The organism is Pseudoalteromonas sp. MB47 (genome assembly GCF_011319765.1).
Taxonomy (GTDB): Bacteria; Pseudomonadota; Gammaproteobacteria; order Enterobacterales; family Alteromonadaceae; genus Pseudoalteromonas; species Pseudoalteromonas simplex.
Genome location: NZ_VFBD01000010.1, coordinates 1 through 18,334, shown reverse-complemented (window position 1 = coordinate 18,334; position 18,334 = coordinate 1). Strand labels below are relative to the sequence as shown.

Sequence of the window (18,334 nt, the reverse complement as noted above, 5' to 3'; positions counted from 1 at the left end):
TTAATTCAATAAATTAAAAATAAATATGAAAGTTATACGAATTTTTATAAAAAATATAATGACAACGCTGTCATTTGTTGTGTAACATTAAATCAACAAAGGTTGAGATGATTTCGCATTCTGATAAGAAAAATAATGCGATTTAGACAAAAACTAAACGAAGGCTAGGGGTCGTTAAATGATGGCGAAGAGTGTGAATGAGGACCAATTGTTTATTGGTATTGATGGTGGCGGAACGAAATGTCGAGCAACTATCTACTCTGTTAAACAAGGTGTATTAGGAACTGGCCTAGGTGGTCCTGCAAATCCATTACATGGTTTGGAACGTACTCTCGAATCAATTATGGTCTCAACACAATTAGCACTTCGTGATGCGGGTTTACCGCTTGAAACCGTTCATCAGCTTTATGCTGGCTTAGGTTTAGCAGGCGTAAACCTACCAAGTTTGTACGACAAGGTTATGGAATGGGAACATCCATTTAAACAAATGTTCCTCACTACTGACTTACATACAGCCTGTATCGGCGCACACGAAGGGAGTGATGGTGCGGTGATCATCACAGGCACTGGCTCATGTGGTTTCTCATGTGTAAATGGTCGCACAACTAACTTTGGCGGTCATGGCTTTGCTCTGGGAGATAAAGGCAGTGGCGCCTGGATGGGTCTTGAAGCAATAAAAGCGACATTACTAGACCTTGATGGCTTAGGCGAATCAACAAACCTAACTAACGTGATCACAGAGCATTTTGCAGCTGACAATGCGATGGCGATTGTTGAGCAAATGTCAGGTCAGCCTTCGAGTAGTTTTGCCAAATTAGCCCGCTATGTATTTGAAGCAGCCAATAACAATGACAAAGTTGCGGTTTCGATTGTTAAAGAGGGTGCTGATTACGTCAGTAAATTAGCTCAGCGTTTATTAGAGAATAACCCGCCACGTTTATCTATGATTGGCGGTTTAGCTGAGCCATTAAATAAATGGCTTGCAGAAGATATTGCGAAACGCGTTGAATCTCCTATTCAACCACCGGAAATGGGCGCTGTGTATTTTGCTCAGCAATCTGTGCTTGAACAAAACCAAGAGGTAAGTTTGTAATGACGATTTATCATGCAAGTTCATTGTTTACCGGTGACGAATTTTTATCTGATGTATATTTTAGCGTCGATAATGGTGTATTTAACCGTGTTGAAGCAGATGCTAATGCCGTTGCATTAACGGGGTTAGTGGCCCCCGGTTTTATTGATGTGCAAGTGAATGGCGGTGGCGGGGCGTTTTTTAACGCTGAACAAACGCCAGATTGCTTAGATAGAATAGCCAAAGCACATGGTCAGTTTGGTTCAACAGCGATTATGCCAACGCTGATCACTGACCAAGTCGAAGTCATGGCAAAAGCGGCCGATGCAACTGCACAAGCAATTGCTGAAGGTGTTCCGGGCGTAATGGGTGTGCACTTCGAAGGACCGCACCTTTCATTGCCGAAAAAAGGCACCCACAGCGAGCAATTTATTCGCCCTATTACAGAGCAAGAATTTGCAATTTATGCCCGCCAAGACTTAGGCATTAAAATGGTTACCTTAGCACCTGAGAATGTCAGTGCTGATGATATCGCGCGCTTGGTTGAGTGTGGTGTAAAAGTATCAATTGGCCACACCAATGCAGACTTTGCGACCACAAATGCAGCACTTGCTGCAGGGGCAGATGGTTTTACCCACTTATTTAATGCTATGTCAGCATTTACATCGCGAGAGCCTGGTGTTGTGGGTGCTGCACTTTGGGATGATAACAGCTGGTGCGGTTTAATTGTTGATGGTCACCATGTACACCCATCATCAGCTAAATTAGCAATTCGCAGCAAACAGCGCGGAAAAATTATGTTAGTCACAGATGCAATGCCACCTGTGGGGACTGATGATATGGAGTTTGATTTCTTTGATGGCCGTAAAGTTATTCGTACTGGCGATAGATTAAATTCAACGACCGGTGAATTAGCAGGCAGCGTACTTGATATGGCAAGTGCGGTGCGCAACACAGTGAACACATTGGATGTTAGCCTTGCTGAGAGCTTACGTATGGCATCACTTTATCCTGCACAATATTTAGGTTTACATAAAAAAGGTCGCTTACTGAACGGGTTTGACGCTGACTTTGTAGTGTTAGACGCACAGCAAAATGTACAAGCCACCTTTATTGCTGGAAAAGCGCTATAACAAGCTTCCCTGGTAAAAACCCCGCCGTTGTATCGCGGGGCTTTTTCTATTTAAGGTAATACAATGACAACAACACAACCAACAAGAAAACGTTTGGCATCGCTGGATGCACTGCGCGGCATGGATATGTTTTGGATATTAGGCGGACAGTCACTATTCGCAGCGCTCTTCGTTTTAACTGGCTGGACTGGCTGGAAAGTTTTTGAAGCACACACAGTGCACAGCGTTTGGCATGGCTTCACATTTTACGATCTGATTTTCCCATTGTTTATATTCTTATCGGGTGTTGCGATGGGGTTAGCCCCGAAACGCATTGACCATTTACCGTTTGATGAGCGCAAAGTGTATTACCGTAAGGCGGGTAAACGTCTTTTACTATTGTGTTTATTGGGTATTTTGTATAACCACGGCTGGGGCACAGGGATGCCGATGGCGTTAGATGAAATTCGCTATGCCAGTGTGCTTGGCCGCATCGCTATTGCGTGGTTCTTCTGTGCAATGTTGGTTTGGCATACTGGTTTACGAACACAAATTATTACCGCTGCGGCTATTTTAGTGGGTTATTGGTTACTACTTTGTTTTGTTCCAGTGCCGGGTGGCAGTGCTGGTGACCTTTCAGCAGCAGGGAGTTGGAATGCATGGTTTGATGCACACTTACTGCCGGGGATTAGTTATCAAAACCGTGTAGTAGACCCAGAAGGTGTGTTGTCGAATATCCCTGCGATAGTTAATGCATTAATGGGCGTGTTTGCAGGTCAATTAGTGGCACGTGCTCAGCAAATTGGCGAGTGGAAAATGACCGCCTTATTGTTCGCCGCAGGTGTGGTAAGTGTATGCTTAGGCTGGTTATGGGATTTACAGTTCCCAGTAAATAAAGAACTTTGGACCAGCTCATTTGTGCTTGTGACCGTTGGCTGGAGTGCCATATTGCTCGCCGTATTTTATGCACTGGTTGATATTCTGCCAGGGCAACGCGCCGCGTATCCATTTGTGATCATAGGTGCAAACTCGATTATTATTTATTTAGCGTCAAGTCTAGTGAATTGGGGTTATGTAAGCCAAAGCGTATTTGGTGGGGTGGTTCGAGCTGTGCCAGCGGCATGGCAACCCCTGATGGCGGTGATTGCGTTATTAGCAGTACAAATGCTGGTATTGCATTGGATGTATCGCCGTAAGATCTTTGTTAGTGTTTGATAATTATTAAACACTAACAGAAAGAGTAATTTTTTATTCACTTTTACTTTACAAAGATAAAACTAGAAGTGATAATGACAGCGTTGTCATAATGGTTGTAGCTACTGCATCGTATCCTGGCAGTGGTTTGATCTAAAACCCAGCTCGATTGCACGTGGGGTTGGGTTTTAGGTCCCATTTTTTTCCAACTTATAATTAGAGCTAATCGATATGCAAATAGTGATTCTTGATGATGCAGCCCAAGTTGCAGCGTATGGTGCCAACATCTTTGCTAAACAATTACTAAAAAAACCAGCCTCGGTACTCGGTCTTGCCACAGGTTCAACACCTGTTGCTTTGTACCAACAACTGATCGAAAAAAATAAAGCTGGCGATATTTCGTTTAGCCAAGCGACAACATTTAACTTAGACGAATACTTAGGTTTAACTGGCGAGCATCCTCAAAGTTACCGTTACTTTATGAATGAGCAGCTGTTTAACCATGTTGATATCGACAAACAAAACACCCATGTACCGCCGGGTGATGCAGTAAATCCGCTTATTGCTTGTACTGAATATGAGCAAAAAATCACAGCGGCTGGTGGTGTTGACGTACAACTACTTGGTATTGGCCGTAATGGTCACATCGGTTTTAACGAACCTTCATCAGGTTTGACATCACGCACCCGTGTAAAAACACTGACGAAAGCGACGATTGAAGACAATGCACGATTTTTTGCAGAAGGCGAATATCAACCGCATTTATCAATCACTATGGGCATTGGCACTATTTTAGAAGCCAAAAAAGTTGTGCTTTTAGCAACGGGTGCAAGTAAAGCGGATGCCGTTCATGCCATGGTAGAAGGCCCGTTAATGGCTAAATGCCCAGCTTCAGCACTGCAACTTCATAAAGATGCGGTGATCATCATTGATAAAGCTGCCGCGAGTAAATTAGAAGATTTAGAGTTCTATCAGCATATTGAAGCTGAGAACCAAAAACTACAAGCGCATCTAGCGACCTTGTAAAATTGTGAGAGAGAATAAAAAAGCCCAGTTTGGGCTTTTTTTATGCCTGTAATAAATTGGGTTTATTATCCGCTTATGGTAGTTTTAGCGAGTAAACTATTTTCAAGGAACGCCATGCTGAATTACTCTCAAATGCCATTGGATCGTGCATCAAATCGCCGTAAAGATCCAAAGTGGTTAAAGGCTCAAATGAATTCTCAGAGTCGCTGGTTATTGGTCAATAACAATCAAAGTTTATTTGTTAAAGACAGTCCTGAAGTGTGTTATTTACGCTTATCTCAAGTGGATCATCTCGATTTATCAAAAGGCATTTTATTGGGTCTAGACGACGATGATGTGGCGCATTTTGCTTTAGATGTCAGCCATGTTCCAGACTCACTCATTGAGCCTATGCTTAATGGCGCTGAATTTGTTGATATTCGCAAGTTAGGCCCACAAGTTGAGCTAAAACAAGGCTCGATTGCCGCACTGGCAAGGGGCTTGTGTTTTTGGCACGCAACGCACCGTTTTTGTGGTCGTTGTGGTCATGAAAATAACATGGTTGAAGCAGGGCATTCACGTTTATGTGAGAACCAAACTTGCCAGCATCAAACTTTTCCGCGAACTGATCCTGCGGTGATTATGATCGTGACTAAAACCTTTTCAGATGGAGTTGAGCGCTGCTTACTAGGCCGTCAAGCAAGCTGGCCTGACGGTGTTTTTTCAACTCTTGCTGGTTTTGTTGACCCAGGTGAAACACTAGAGCAGGCCGTTGCCCGCGAAGTCATGGAAGAAGCCGGTGTTGCGGTGACAGATATTCAATATATCGCGTCACAGCCTTGGCCATTTCCATCATCAATCATGTTTGGCTTTATGGCCACAGCGGTTTCAGAAGATATTCAGGTAGATAAAGACGAGTTAGACGATGCGAGATGGTTTAGCCGTGCTGAACTTAATGAATTCGGCCAATGGCATGAGCAGGGTAGCCATCTTAAACTAACCAGACAAGATTCTATTTCTCGATTTTTGGTTGAGCACTGGCGCAACCTGTAAAGCACAGCTTGGACAAATTATGACAAAGACAAATAAAAATACCCAAATCGTCTCTGCAGGGCGTAAAAAAGCATATACACAAGGGGTTGTGAACCCTGTGGTGCAACGTGCATCAACAGTGGTATTCGATTCAGTGGCTGATTTAAAAGCAGCGGCGAAGAAACGGGGCGACAAAACGTTATTTTATGGCCGTCGCGGTACGACGACACACTTTGCTTTGCAAGAAGCAATTGCTGAACTTGAAGGCGGCGAAGGCTGTGCGCTATATCCATCAGGTGCGGCTGCAATAAGCAATGCGCTGCTATCGTTTGTAAAAACGGGCGATCATATTTTAATGGTGGATACCGCTTACGAGCCAACCCGTGATTTTTGCGACAAAATACTGGCTGGATTAGGTATTGAAACAACCTATTACCCACCGGGAATTGGCGCAGGAATTAGTGAGCTTATTAAAGATAACACTCGCGTATTGTTTTTAGAATCACCAGGCTCAATCACTATGGAAGTACAAGATGTGCCAGCCATGGTTGCTAAGGCTAATGAGCGCGGTGTAATGACCATGCTAGATAACACCTGGGGTAATGGTCTGCATTTTAGACCGCTTGAGCATGGCGTAGATATTAGTATTCAAGCAGCGACAAAATACATTGTTGGTCACTCTGATGTGATGATGGGTGTGGCGGTCGCTAATAAAAAGTATTGGCCAACCCTTCGAGAAAATTCATACCTACTAGGGCAATGCACCTCTGCGGATGATGCTTATTTAGCGCTACGTGGTCTGCGTACTATGGCTGTGCGTTTAAAACAGCATGAGCAAGCCGCCATCGAAGTAGCTAAATGGCTTGAAACACACCCATTGGTTGATCATATTCGCCATCCCGCTTTTGCAACGTGCCCGGGTCATGAGTTCTTTAAACGAGACTTTGATGGCAGCAACGGCTTATTTTCATTTGTAATGAAGCAGGGTAATCAACAAGCAATTGATGCGTTTTTAGATAGCCTGCACCATTTTAAAATGGGCTTTTCTTGGGGCGGCTATGAGAGCTTGGTCACGGCAAACCTGAGCATGAAAGGGCTTCGCTCTGAAACAGGTTGGTCACAAGGCCCGGTAATAAGGCTACACATTGGTCTTGAAGATGTGGCTGATTTACTAGCCGATCTTGACCAAGCGCTTGCAGTGTACGAAAGCCACCTCTAGGTTAAAAGTTTATACTTTGTTACATAAGACCCGCTTGTCGGGTCTTTTTTTTCTGGTAATTCAAGCTGTTTCAACTTAGTGTAATTCTAATAATAAAATTCATTAAGGATTATGAGTGACGCAGTTACATCCTAAACGCCTTGCACAAATTGCCCAATTTGAGCTGGTACGACTATTTCTGACCAAACGTGGTTTGTTGGCGGTTGCCGCTTTTGCCATTTGTTGGCTACTAATTTTACGCTATCCCATTGCCCAATCTGTGACCTTGATTAGCTCACCTGATTTTGCCGACTTTGCAAGGCAAGCATTTGGCGCCATTGGCATCAGTAAATTACTTGATTGGCCTGAATCTGAACTTGCCGTTTATTGGCTGATTGCTTTATTTAGCTTCCCAAGCTTTTGTTTGTTTTTATGTAGTGACCAAACAGTGGGCGACAGACAGCGAGGTACGTTACGCTTTTTATCGCTAAGAGCGACTCGTTCAGAAATTATTATTGGCCGCTTTTTGGGACAGCTACTCATCTTAGCGGCATTGTTGTTTGTTACCTTGATGGCAACGGTTGCAATGCTTGGCTATCGTGAGCCAAGTTTACTGCTTTCTGGCTTATCGCGAAGCTTTATGTTGTTATTTTATTTGCTTGTTGCAGTTATGCCATTTATTGCCTTGATGAGCTTTTTGAACACGTTTGCCCGTTCATCGCGTCTTGCGTTTGTTTTGGCTATTTTGTTTTTTGCTGGCGGTAATATTGTGATTGGCTTACTAACATGGCAATGGCCTGCGTTTGAGGTTTTAAATTACATATTTCCGGGCTATCAACTTGATTTAATGGCAGGTCAACGTGCAGGTGTGACACTGGCTCTTGGTTTACCACTTTTACAAACGGCAGTGCTACTGGTTGCTGGTGAACGAATTTTTGCAAGGAGCTCATTATGACCGTTTTAATTCAAGCACAAGGCTTGTCAAAAAACTATGGGGCTAAGCGAGCGCTCGATAACGTTAGCTTTGAGATAAACAAAGGGGCACCGGTAGCGCTAGTTGGTCCTAATGGTGCAGGTAAAACAACGTTATTCAGTTTGTTATGTGGCTATATTTTACCTAGCTCAGGAAAGCTATCGGTAATGGGGTATACCCCAGGCAGTGCGGCGTTATTTGGTAAGCTAACCGCGTTACCGCAAGATGCCCAGCTTGATCCTCGTTTTAGTATTGCGCATCAACTTAACTTTTATGGCCAATTACAAGGGCTCAGTGGTGCGGTTCGTAAAAAAGAAACGGCTCGCGTCTTAGAGTTGGTTGGTTTATCAGAAGTGGCTAAGCAACGACCAGATGATCTTTCTCATGGTATGCGTAAGCGAGTGACGATTGCACAGGCATTAATTGGCTCACCTGAAATAGTGATGCTTGATGAAGCAACTGCAGGCCTTGATCCAATTCATGCTCGTGAGGTAAGGGAGCTGGTAAGTTCTTTAAGTAACGAAGCAACATTTATTTTAAGCTCCCATGACTTAACTGAGCTTGAGCGTTTATGCTCACAAGTTTTACACCTCGATAAAGGGGTGTTAAGTGAGCATCAAGCCCGTTCTAGCACGCAAGATAATAAACACTTTATTACGCTGCAGTTAAATCAACACTATGATGATGTAGAAGCAAAGCTTGCTGGCCTTGCCCATGTACATCATGTTTATATGAGCCAAGCAAAAGAATATGTGATCGAGTTTGAGAAAACCGCTGAGCCTTTTGACATCAATCTTCTACAATTTTGTTATCAGCAAGGTTGGCAGTATCGTCAACTGGTAAATGGTCACACACTCGAAAATCAAATTTTTCATAAGGAGAGCTAGTTATGGGTCTATTAAGTGGATTAATGGGTAATGCAAGTGAAGTCGATAACGACGACTTAGAAGAGCTGCTTGCTAATACATTGATTGATGGTGAAACAGTTCAAAAAGCCTATAAAGTTATTCGTGATATGTTCATCTTTACTAATAAAAGATTAATTATCATAGATAAACAAGGTGTTACCGGTTCTAAAGTTGAAATGCTGAGTATTGCTTACTCAAAAATTACTAAGTTTAGTAAAGAAAGTGCCGGGCATTTTGACCTAGATGCTGAACTGAAAATTTGGGTTGGTTCAGATCCAACGCCAATCAGTAAAGACTTTAAAGCAGGAGATAACATTAATGAGGTTTATAGAATTATAAGTCAATTTGCTTTATAAAGTACTGACAAATCTTGTTTTTTTATTAAAAGTTGGCTAAAAGATGAAAGTTTTGGCCAACTTTTTCTTTACATTTACCGACACTTTATTACAATTAATCAAGTAAAAACAAACGCTTAGTTAAGTTTCCATTCAGTTTTCTGACGTTAGCATGTGCCCAACTTAGCCATCAGGCTAGTTTTCAACAGCAATGAAACAATGTTAATAGGGAAATCTGTTTATGAAAAAGTTAGCAGTTATTATTTCGAGTATGCTTCTGTCAACTGCCGCGACTGCTGCGGATAGTTACCAATCAATTAGCCATTTAGGATACAAGGACACCGATGGCAACGACACTGTAAGTGTTGATTCAACTTATTACTTCGCACCAAAGAAAACGATGGGTCCATACGACCAGTTTGAATACATCAACAGAACAACTAACGTGTTTGGTTCGTACGCAGATGATGACTTTGGTGATGTGACTAACATCGGCGGTGAGTACTTCGTACAAGATTTTGTAATCGGTGCGGGTTACAGCAATTACGATTACGGTTCAGACACTGATTTATTCAATGTGTCTGCGGGTTACTTCTTTAACCCTAACCTTCTTCTAAAAGCGACTTTCACTGACGTTGAAGATGGTGATAACTATGTAATGTTCGACCTTAAGTACAATCATCAAATTAACAGCACTGATTACTTAGGTTTCACGTTCACTGCAGACGACGAGTTTGATTATCGTGCGGTTAGCGCTAAATACTTTATGGATCTTCAACAAGGTAATTACCTAACGATTGAAGGTACAATTGCTGATACTGATGATAGTGGTAGCTCTTGGGAACTAGGTTCTAACTACTACTTCTCTAAAGCAACATCGGTATTTGTAACGTTTAATAAAGAAGATGACTACAGCTTTGGTGCTCAGCACTTCTTTAATAAAAACGTTGGCTTAAAAGCTGGTTATGCAAACAACTGGGATGACTCAGACTACGATGCATACTTTGCAAACCTAAGCTTACAGTTTTAATCATTAATTTGATGATATAAAAAAGCCCGCATTATGCGGGCTTTTTCGTTTTTATCATTACCAACCGCACTGGCGGCCTTCATTTTGCTCATCAAGGTATTTTTGTAACGGTGCAAAGTAATCTAAGATTGCTGTTGCATCCATTTCTTCTTTACCAGTGATTGTCGCAAGTGCTTCTTGCCATGGGCGGCTTGAGCCCATTTCTAACATAGCATTTAGTTTTTCACCAGCCTCAGCAGAGTTGTATACAGAACAACGGTGAATCGCTTCTTCGTTACCGGCAATTTCACATAAACTTCTGTGGAAGTCGAATTGTAAAATATGCGCTAAGAAATAACGTGTGTAAGGCGTGTTGCCTGGTACGTGATACTTAGCACCTGGATCGAAGTCTGCTTCGCTACGTGCGATAGGCGCTTGTACACCTTGGTATTTTTCACGTAATTCCCACCACGCTTTGTTGTAGTTCTCTGGCGTTACTTCACCTGAGAAAACTTTCCAGCGCCATTGGTCTACTAATAAACCAAATGGGATAAATGCTACTTTGTCTAATGCCATTTTCATTAACAGGCCGATATCTTTAGATTCATCAGGCACGTCGTCTAATAAACCAATTTCTTTTAAATAACCTGGCGTTACAGAAAGTGCAATGGTGTCACCAATCGCTTCGTGGAAACCATCGTTCGCACTTTCTTGATAATAAATAGGCTGTGTGTTGTAGGCGCGTTGGTAGAAGTTATGCCCTAGTTCATGGTGAATAACAGAGAATTCTTCACCTGTGCGTTGAATACACATTTTAATACGTAGATCATCTTTGCTATCAATATTCCATGCAGATGCATGACATTGTACGTCACGGTCTTGCGGTTTAGTGAACAGTGAGCGCTCATAGAAGGTATCTGGCAATGGCGCAAAACCCATTGAGGTGAAGAACTTCTCAGCGCCACGTACCATTTTAAGTTCGTCGTAATCGTGCTCAGCTAATAGTTCTGTTACGTCATAACCAGGATCGGCATTTTCTGGTGCAACAACATCGTAAATGTTACCCCAAGTTTGTGCCCACATATTACCTAGTAGGTGTGCAGGGATAGGCTGGTCTTGTGGTACTTTATCTTCGCCATATTTTTCACCTAGCTTGGCACGAACATGACAATGTAATGAATCATAAAGCGGTTTAACTTGGCCCCAAATACGGTCGAGTTCTTTTGCAAAATCATCGGCTGGCATGTCGTATTTACTACGCCACATAGCACCTGTATCTGCATAACCTAGCTCTTTTGCACCTTCATTGGTCAGTGCAACTTGTTGCTCATAAAGTGGGCGCATAGGTTTTGAAACTTGTCGCCAACCTTGCCATAAATCAAGCAATTCATTGTAATCACGGCTCGTTGCCATTTTAGCAGTCATCTCGCCAAGGCTTAAACAGCTACCATCTTCTTTACAGTATTTACCTTTACCATAAATACCCCCTAGCTCAGCCACTAATTGTGAGAGCTTAGCTGTTTTTTCAGCATCTTGTGGTGCAGGTAAGGTAAGTGCGAGTTTAAGTTTATCGAGTTTACGACGTGCATCGTAATCAAGCTCTAAACTATCGAACTTTGCGGCTTCATTAGCAAGACGAACCACAGCTTCTGTCATTTTGCGATTTACTTCAGCAGATAGTTCAGCAGTATCATGGGTGATGAAGTTGGCATAAATCCACTCAGCACGGCTTGCTTCTAAATAAAGCGCGCTTAATTCTTTTTCAGTATCGGCGATAAATTTAGCGGCATCTTGTGCGGTTACTTGGCTTGTTTTGACTTCAGCAGTCGTTGTTTTAGTGCTCGCAGTGTCATCATTACAGCCTGTAAGTGCTAGTGCACTGGCGACCATAAGCGCGCTGATGCTGAGCTTAAATTGAGTCTTTTTCATAACGTTCCCTAGAAGTTTATTGTTATTTATTGCCCATGCATAATAGCAGTGTCTTAGTAAACAACAAACTGCCTAGTTGAAAACAAGCTAAGTAAGCGCTGCTTACGTTGTATTTATGGCACGATCAGTCATACTTGAACCAGTTAAATAAAATAAAAGGATTGCACAATGACGACCGTAATCATTCTGTTACTAGTTGCTGTGATTGTAATTTTTGCTGTGAAAGACATTCGCATCAATCTTGTCACACGACCTACGTTTAGACTATTTAAAAAAGTTTTGCCGCCGTTATCGCAAACAGAACGTGAAGCTATGGAAGCGGGTGATGTTTGGTGGGACGGTGAGTTATTCAGTGGTAACCCTGATTGGCAAAAGCTGCATCGTTTTCCTAAACCTGAACTCAGCGAAAAAGAGCGCGCATTTATGGGTGAGCAAGTCGAAACTTTGCTAGCCATGCTTGATGATTATCAAATCGTGCAAAAAGATAAAGACCTACCAAAAGAAGTGTGGGACTACCTAAAAAAAGAAGGGTTTTTTGCACTAATCATTCCTGAAGAATTTGGTGGCCGAGAGTTTTCAGCCATTGCTAATTCAACCATTGTATCGAAAATTGCCACTAAGAGCTTAACCGCTGCGGTCACCGTTATGGTGCCAAATAGCTTAGGTCCTGGCGAATTGCTTCTTCATTACGGTACCAAAGAGCAACAAGAGCGTTGGTTGCCAAGCCTAGCTAAGGGCGATGATGTGCCTTGTTTTGCATTAACGGGCCCTGAGGCTGGGTCTGATGCAGGCAGTATTCCTGATACAGGGGTGGTTTGTAAGGGCATGCATAACGGTGAAGAAGTGATTGGTTTAAAACTTAACTGGTCAAAACGTTATATTACCCTTGCGCCAATTGCCACCGTGCTGGGTCTTGCATTTAAAATGTACGATCCTGAAGGTTTATTGGGTGATAAAAAAGAACTTGGTATTACGTGTGCACTTATTCCGACTGATCACGAAGGTGTGCAAACAGGTGAGCGTCATTATCCGTTAAATATGGCCTTTATGAATGGCACAACGTACGGTAAAGATGTGTTTATTCCGCTTGATTGGATCATTGGTGGCGAAAAGGGCGCAGGTAGAGGTTGGCGTATGTTAGTTGAATGTTTAAGTGCGGGTCGCGGTATTTCGTTACCGGCACTTAGTACGGCAACAGGTCATTTGGCTTCAAGAATGACATCTGCCTATGCAACCGTACGCCAACAATTTGGTGTGTCGATTGGCCAATTTGAAGGTGTTCAAGAAGCACTCGCTCGCATTGGTGGTTTAACTTACACCTTAGAATCAGCAAGGTTAATGACCGCAGGGGCGATAGACTTAAAATTGAGTCCGTCTGTGGTTACCGCTATAGCTAAGTATCATATGACTGAAATGGGCCGTACTGTAATGAACGACGCGATGGATATTCATTCGGGTAAGGGTATTCAAGTCGGGCCGAATAACTATTTAGCCCATGGCTATATGGGGATCCCGGTATCGATTACCGTTGAAGGTGCAAATATTCTGACTCGTAACTTGATGATATTTGGTCAAGGCGCTACCCGTTGTCATCCGTTTGTTTTAAAAGAAATGGAAGCAGCAGCAATGGAAGACCAAGATGTTGCTTTAAAAGAATTTGACTCATTACTGCTGCAACATATTTTATTCGCTGGCAGTAATGCTGGTATGGCATTTGTGCACGGTTTAACGCGCAGTTACTTCGCTAAAGCTCCTGTGTGTGGCGCAACCACTGTTTACTACAAACAGTTGAGCCGCATGAGTCGTGGTTTAGCATTTTGTACTGATGTTGCGATGCTAGTATTAGGTGGTGAGTTAAAGCGCAAAGAGATGATTTCGGCGCGTCTAGGTGATGTGCTTAGCCACTTATATCTTGCTTCATGTGTATTGAAACGCTACGAAGATGAAGGACGCCAGCAAGCTGACCTACCATTTGTGCAATATGCCGTTGAGCATTCGTTATTCTGCATTGGTCAAGCATTCGATGGCTTCTTTAAAAACTTCTCTAACCCAGTGGTTAATTTTTTACTAAAACGTATTGTGTTCCCTCTGGGTAATCATTACCACCGTCCAAGCGATGAGTTAGCACAAACAATGTGTGAGCACATGAGCAAACCAGGGGTCTTTAGAGACAGATTAACCCATCTTTGTTATGTTGATGAAAATGCAGGCACGGGTGTCATGGAAAATGCCTTTTTAGCCATGATTGACACCCATGAAGACTTTAAGCAGCTTCGTAAATGGCAAAAAGAAGGCACTATTGCCAAAAACCTTGAACTTGAGGGTGCAATTGCCGCAGCGGCAGAGAAAAACTTGATAAACGAAACCGTTGCAGAGCGTATGAATCAAGCCAATGAGCTACGTAAACAAGCGATAGCCGTTGATAATTTCGCCCCCGGAGAGCTGTAACTTCTTGCCAAGTTGAAATAAATAAAGCCTTGCATTTGCAAGGCTTTTTTATACTAGCTTATACCAATCCGTGAGTGATGACTTTTTCTGCTTCGCTGGCTGGCATTGGTTTCGCTTTTAAGAAGCCTTGACCAAACTTACATTGCGTTTGTTTTAAGATTGCCAATTGTTTTTCTGTTTCAATCCCTTCCGCAACAACATCGAGTTTTAACGACTGTGCTAACGATAATATGGCATCCACCAAGGGGTTGTGTGCTTTATTTAAATGATCGATAAAGCTTTTATCGATTTTTAAAATATGGATAGGTAATTGATGTAAATAACCAAGCGCTGAGTAGCCAGTACCAAAATCATCTAAGCACAGTTTAACTTCAAGAGGCTCAAGGCCCTTAATGATTTTTGTTGCTAGCTCTAAATTACCAATTAGCCCAGATTCAGTGATTTCTAAGCACAGCGAGCCTAAAGGGAGTTTGTATTTAGAGTACAAAGCATGGATTTGCGCGACGAAGTCGAGACTTGCAAAATGACGTGATGACACATTCACGGTAATTCGGCCAAACGCTTTACCTTTACTTGCCCACAGTGCGATTTGCTTTGCCGCGAGTTCAAGCAAGTGTAAATCTAAGTTAATAATTTGGCCTGTGTCTTCTGCAACGGGTATAAAATCATTTGGCGAAACAAAGCCTTTACTTGGGTGATGCCAGCGCACAAGCGCCTCAAAGCCGACAACCTGTGCATCTTGAATAGCAAAAATTGGCTGGTAGTAAAGTTCAAAGTCGTCATGTTCAATACCATGCTGTAAATCATTTTCTATATCCGCATGGTTTTTAAGCTTTTTACGCATGGTATTGTTAAAAAACTTAACTTTACCGCGGCCTGATGACTTCGCCTCGTACATTGCAGCATCAGCATGCTGTAGTAGCTTATAAGCTTGATCGCGACTACTTTCACAAAACGCAACACCAATACTTGTGGATGCCTGAAGTAAGTGGCCATCAATATCAAGAGGCTCAGCGAGAACCTGTTGAATTCGTTCAAGGGCATCTTTAATTTGTTGTTTATCGGTGATGTTCTCCATAAAAATGGCAAACTCATCGCCCCCTAAGCGGGCAAAGGTATCGGTATTGCGGATGGTACCTAAGATTAACTCACAGATTTTTACCAAAAAGTGGTCACCAACCTCATGACCTAATGAATCATTGATACTTTTAAAACGGTCAAAGTCTAGATAGAGCAGGGCATGTTGGTGGCGCTTATCTGCTCTTGCCAAACGAAGGATCGCATGTTTAATACGCTCTATTAATAACGAGCGGTTAGCAAGGCCGGTTAATTCGTCGTGAAGAGCTCGGTGCTCAAGCTCTTGTCTTGATAATTGGCGGTCTATCGCCATGCTAATTTGGCGGCTCACATACGTGAGTAAGGCACGGTCATGTTCGTCATAGTGATAGCTTTTACTGTAACTTTGTACGGCGATAACACCACTAATACGCTCATTTACTTTAAATGGCACCCCTAGCCAAGACTCGGCCTGACGACCAACCATTTTAAAATGACCCGCATCAATGTGTTGTTGAAATTCTTCTTTCGTAAAAAGTAAAGATTGGTCGATGTTTAATAAATAATAAGATGCGGTGTCTTTTAGTTGTTCTTTCGATATTTTCTTATGGGCGTTAGAGCGCACGCCTTCTTCGATAATATAAACTAAATCAAGCACATCGAGTTGCTTGTCATACAGGCCAATAAAGAAGTTATCAGCCCTCAGTAAAGAGGTAATAATGCCGTGTAAAGATTCAAAGAAGCTATCTAGCTCGCTTGATTGATAGGTTAAGTTAGCGATTTGCAGCATCGAGCGTTCTAGCTTTTGTGCATCGTTTAACTGCATCACAGTTTGCTGTAAGTCTTCTACGGTGCGAACTTGATTTATCTTGGCACTGAGTAAGTGGGCGACAGTTGATAAAATCTCTAAATGCGTATCATTGTAGTAATGTTTTTGCGGGTGCTCACAGTCAATGACACCCAGTACTTTTTCTTTGTAAACTAATGGTACGCAAAGCTCAGAAAGAGCAGGGCGAGAATCGGCAATATAACGCGGGTCTTGACTGACATCGCCAATCATTAAGGGTTTGCCAGTGCTTGCGACATAACCCGTAATACCTTGATCAAAGCTAATTTCTGTTCGGTCGATATGGTAAGTATCATGGCTACTTGCCGTGCCAATAGAGGCCATTTCTTTTAGGGTACGTGTTTTATCGTCTGCTAGGTAAATGACACACTCTATAAAGCCCAGGCGGCTCACTACCTCTGATGTAACATATTCGAGTAACTCTTCAACTGTATCTAACTGCATTAGAGATGATGAGAACTGATTAATAATATGTAATTGGTCTGTTTTGACTTCAAGTGCAAAAGCCGTGTCTAAACTCTTAGGCATAGAATAAAAGGTAACCAAAATGTTGTATTAATTTATTACGTTAACCTACTATCAAACTATCCACAAAGTTATTTTCAAAAAAAACGTATACTGGTGTAAACTAGGCACCTGAAAATGAACTTGGGTAAATAAGCGAGGTTATTTGCTCAATGTTTATGCTATCCCCCTAACTTTAGCCGTGGAAACAAGCAATGTCAGATTTAAATTCGATGCAAACTCTAACAATTACACGCCCAGATGATTGGCACATTCATTTACGTGATGGTGAGCAACTCGTTGATACCGTTCGTGATGCAAGCCGTTACATGGGGCGAGCAATCATCATGCCTAACCTTGTTCCACCGGCAACTTGTACAGACACTGCATTATCTTACTATGAGCGAATTAAAGCTGCGGGCCCACAAGGTAACTTCGAACCATTAATGGTGCTTTACCTAACAGATAAAACTACGCCAGAAGAAATTAAAAAAGCTAAGGCAACAGGTAAAATTGTTGCTGCTAAACTGTACCCAGCTGGCGCGACGACCAACTCAGATTCTGGTGTGACATCAGTTAAGAATATTTACCCTGTACTTGAGGCAATGCAAGAAGTAGGGATGTTACTGTTAGTACATGGTGAAGTAACCGATTCATCAATTGATATTTTTGACCGTGAGAAGGTCTTCTTAGATACAATTTTAGCGGATGTAGTAAATGACTTTCCGAGTCTTAAAATTGTGCTTGAGCACATCACGACAAAAGATGCGGTAGAGTTTGTTAATAATGCACCAGAGAATGTTGCTGCAACCATTACTGCTCATCACCTTCTTTATAACCGTAATCATATGCTAGCAGGTGGTATTCGCCCGCATTATTACTGCTTACCTATTCTAAAGCGTAACATTCACCAACAAGCGTTAATTGGTGCTGCAACAAGCGGCAGCAAAAAGTTCTTCTTAGGTACTGACTCTGCACCACATTACAAAGACAAAAAAGAAGCGGCCTGTGGTTGTGCTGGTGCATATACTGCACATGCAGCTATTGAGCTTTATGCTGAAGCGTTTGAAGAAGCGGGTGCTTTAGACAAGCTTGAAGGTTTCGCGAGTCACTTCGGTCCTGACTTTTACGGTATGCCTCGAAACCAAGATACCATTACACTAGTAAAAGAGAGCTGGACAGTACCAGCTAGCTATCAACTAGGCGATTCAGAAGTGGTGCCAATCAAAGCAGAAGCACAAATGGACTGGCAAGTTAAGTAAGTTTTAGCAAGGTCTAAATCGAGAATAAAAAGCCCATCTATTTGATGTAATGCCTGTCAGTTAAGAGCTGACAGGCATTTTTTGGGGCTTTCGTTCAGGGTATCGACTGGGTCTCTTTTTCACACATCTTGGATAATGTCTTTCTCTTCGCTCTGGCAGTACAAAGGTTTCAGCCATTGCAATAAGTTTATTTATTACGCTCGGTACTTTTCCTGCTGAGGTGTGAGGCAACATCATTAACTCCTTGATGATATAGCCAGAAGCATTGCTGTAACTGAGTTGATAAGGCCATATCCCTTTCAGGCTGTAAGCCATCTTAGTCATCATATATCGTACTAAATTGTATGCGAGCAATACGCCCCATAACTCTTGTTTTACTAGCTCTGGGGTTTTGCTACGTAACGTTAATTCATTTTTGAGCAAGTACTGTTTCATTTCCCTGAACCCAAG

14 protein-coding genes and 1 pseudogene are annotated in these 18,334 nt (G+C 42.4%); 12 read left to right on the top strand and 3 right to left on the bottom strand.

Translation table 11 applies throughout. From position 1 onward, the window contains the following. Positions 1-178 precede the first annotated feature (178 nt). The 10 genes from IMPJCBKJ_RS06445 to IMPJCBKJ_RS06400 all read left to right on the top strand — a co-directional run bounded on the left by IMPJCBKJ_RS06445 (position 179) and on the right by IMPJCBKJ_RS06400 (position 9,859). A complete protein-coding gene (locus tag IMPJCBKJ_RS06445; RefSeq protein ID WP_166339414.1) occupies positions 179-1,093 on the top strand; it encodes a BadF/BadG/BcrA/BcrD ATPase family protein in 915 nt (304 codons plus the stop codon). Then, complete coding sequence (gene nagA, locus IMPJCBKJ_RS06440; protein ID WP_166339412.1) at positions 1,093-2,205, top strand: N-acetylglucosamine-6-phosphate deacetylase; 1,113 nt, start codon at positions 1,093-1,095, stop codon at positions 2,203-2,205. The genes IMPJCBKJ_RS06445 and nagA overlap by 1 nt, the downstream gene beginning before the upstream one ends. Positions 2,206-2,268: 63 nt before the next feature. Then, positions 2,269-3,399 (top strand): DUF5009 domain-containing protein, encoded by a 1,131-nt coding sequence (locus IMPJCBKJ_RS06435; protein ID WP_166339410.1) that lies wholly within the window; start codon positions 2,269-2,271, stop codon positions 3,397-3,399. Positions 3,400-3,609: 210 nt separating this feature from the next. Next, positions 3,610-4,404: a glucosamine-6-phosphate deaminase gene (gene nagB / locus IMPJCBKJ_RS06430; RefSeq protein WP_054551572.1), complete on the top strand. Its 795-nt coding sequence runs from the start codon at positions 3,610-3,612 to the stop codon at positions 4,402-4,404. Positions 4,405-4,518: 114 nt separating this feature from the next. Beyond that, complete coding sequence (gene nudC / locus IMPJCBKJ_RS06425; protein ID WP_138601666.1) at positions 4,519-5,436, top strand: NAD(+) diphosphatase; 918 nt, start codon at positions 4,519-4,521, stop codon at positions 5,434-5,436. A gap of 19 nt (positions 5,437-5,455) precedes the next feature. Further along, positions 5,456-6,634 (top strand): cystathionine beta-lyase, encoded by a 1,179-nt coding sequence (locus IMPJCBKJ_RS06420; protein ID WP_054551570.1) that lies wholly within the window; start codon positions 5,456-5,458, stop codon positions 6,632-6,634. Positions 6,635-6,749: 115 nt separating this feature from the next. Further along, positions 6,750-7,568, top strand: coding sequence for an ABC transporter permease subunit (locus IMPJCBKJ_RS06415; RefSeq protein ID WP_054551569.1), 819 nt, complete (start codon positions 6,750-6,752; stop codon positions 7,566-7,568). Further along, a complete protein-coding gene (locus IMPJCBKJ_RS06410) occupies positions 7,565-8,473 on the top strand; it encodes an ABC transporter ATP-binding protein (RefSeq protein WP_054551568.1) in 909 nt (302 codons plus the stop codon). The genes IMPJCBKJ_RS06415 and IMPJCBKJ_RS06410 overlap by 4 nt, the downstream gene beginning before the upstream one ends. 2 nt (positions 8,474-8,475) lie before the next feature. Beyond that, complete coding sequence (locus IMPJCBKJ_RS06405) at positions 8,476-8,850, top strand: PH domain-containing protein (protein WP_054551567.1); 375 nt, start codon at positions 8,476-8,478, stop codon at positions 8,848-8,850. A gap of 220 nt (positions 8,851-9,070) precedes the next feature. Next, entirely contained in the window at positions 9,071-9,859 is a 789-nt protein-coding gene (locus tag IMPJCBKJ_RS06400) for a putative porin (protein WP_054551566.1), read from the top strand. A 57-nt stretch (positions 9,860-9,916) separates the two neighbouring features. On the opposite strand, the gene IMPJCBKJ_RS06395 is transcribed toward IMPJCBKJ_RS06400, so the two are convergent. Continuing rightward, entirely contained in the window at positions 9,917-11,767 is a 1,851-nt protein-coding gene (locus IMPJCBKJ_RS06395) for a M2 family metallopeptidase (protein ID WP_166339408.1), read from the bottom strand. A 168-nt stretch (positions 11,768-11,935) separates the two neighbouring features. Here IMPJCBKJ_RS06395 and IMPJCBKJ_RS06390 point away from each other — a divergent pair, with 168 nt between their 5' ends. Beyond that, on the top strand, positions 11,936-14,215 hold the full coding sequence (locus IMPJCBKJ_RS06390; RefSeq protein WP_138601660.1) for an acyl-CoA dehydrogenase: 2,280 nt from the start codon (positions 11,936-11,938) through the stop codon (positions 14,213-14,215). 58 nt (positions 14,216-14,273) lie between these two features. Here IMPJCBKJ_RS06390 and IMPJCBKJ_RS06385 read toward each other — a convergent pair whose 3' ends face one another. Continuing rightward, positions 14,274-16,646 carry an EAL domain-containing protein gene (locus IMPJCBKJ_RS06385; RefSeq protein ID WP_166339406.1) on the bottom strand — a complete coding sequence of 791 codons (2,373 nt, stop codon included), beginning with the start codon at positions 16,644-16,646 and terminating at the stop codon, positions 14,274-14,276. 191 nt (positions 16,647-16,837) lie between these two features. Between IMPJCBKJ_RS06385 and pyrC the strand changes: the two genes are divergently transcribed. Next, on the top strand, positions 16,838-17,884 hold the full coding sequence (pyrC, locus tag IMPJCBKJ_RS06380) for a dihydroorotase (protein ID WP_166339404.1): 1,047 nt from the start codon (positions 16,838-16,840) through the stop codon (positions 17,882-17,884). A gap of 60 nt (positions 17,885-17,944) precedes the next feature. Here the strand turns inward: pyrC and IMPJCBKJ_RS06375 are convergent. Then, positions 17,945-18,334, bottom strand: a pseudogene (locus tag IMPJCBKJ_RS06375) (IS4 family transposase); the annotation flags it as partial.